Below are 596 nucleotides of genomic sequence, written 5' to 3'. Positions count from 1 at the left end.
GGCGAGGAGTTCGTCGGCGGCGACAGCTGCGCGCTCGTCCTGGGCGACAACATCTTCTACGGCAACGGCCTGGGCCGCCATCTGCGCGCCGCGGTCGAGCGCGCCGAGACCACGGGCGGCGCCACCGTGTTCGGCTACCACGTGGACGACCCCGAGCGCTTCGGCGTGGTGGAGTTCGACGGGGACTTCAACGCCGTCTCCATCGAGGAGAAGCCCGAGAGCCCCAAGTCGAACTACGCGGTGACGGGCCTGTACTTCTACGACTCCCGCGTGTGCGGGCTGGCCAAGAAGGTCGAGCCGTCCGACCGCGGCGAGCTTGAGATCACCACGCTCAACCAGATGTACCTCGCCGACGGCTCCCTCAACGTGGTCACGCTCGGGCGCGGCTACGCGTGGCTGGACACGGGGACCATGGAGAGCCTGTTCGAGGCGTCCGAGTTCGTGCGCGCAGTCGAGCGCTCCCAGGGCCTGTCGGTGTCGGTGGTGGAGGAGATCGCCTACCAGAACGGCTGGATCGATCGGGGGCAGCTTCTGGACGCCGCCGCGAAGTACGGCAAGTCCGTCTACGGCCAGCATCTGAGGAAGGTCGCCGAGGG

Annotated in this window: 1 protein-coding gene; it reads left to right on the top strand. The window is 68.3% G+C overall.

Annotation, left to right across the window (positions count from 1 at the left end):
• Positions 1-596: sugar nucleotidyltransferase (locus tag DMP08_RS12310; RefSeq protein WP_123193158.1), on the top strand; the 596-nt coding region annotated here is incomplete at both ends.

The organism is Paraeggerthella hongkongensis, from assembly GCF_003726035.1.
Lineage (GTDB): Bacteria > Actinomycetota > Coriobacteriia > Coriobacteriales > Eggerthellaceae > Paraeggerthella > Paraeggerthella hongkongensis.
This window is presented reverse-complemented; position numbering and strand designations above follow the sequence as displayed.